1 protein-coding gene is annotated in these 255 nt (G+C 43.9%); it reads left to right on the plus strand.

What is annotated here, in order from left to right:
- Positions 1-92: 92 nt before the first annotated feature.
- On the plus strand, positions 93-255 hold a 163-nt coding region (locus K1I44_RS15220; protein ID WP_219986643.1), incomplete at its 3' end, for a transposase.

Consider the following 255-nt stretch of genomic DNA (forward strand, 5'->3'; position numbering starts at 1 on the left):
ACGTATAAGCTCGTCAAAGGAGACGCTAAGCGTCAAGCTGCTTTTCAAAGAGAACTTGAATTTATAAAAAAAAACTAATTACCGAGAATGCCATGCTGTTTTATGTGGATGAGACACATGTTCGTGCTTATCAAGCGCTACGTACGACATGGGCAGAAGTAGGAAATCAAAAACACGTGCCGAGCTACGGTCACCACGCCCACGTTTCTATTTTTGGCGCCGTCGATGTTCAACAAGGCGATGTGGTATTTCATC

Origin of the sequence: Anoxybacillus sp. ST4 (assembly GCF_019448545.1) — a bacterium.
GTDB lineage: Bacteria > Bacillota > Bacilli > Bacillales > Anoxybacillaceae > Anoxybacillus > Anoxybacillus pushchinoensis.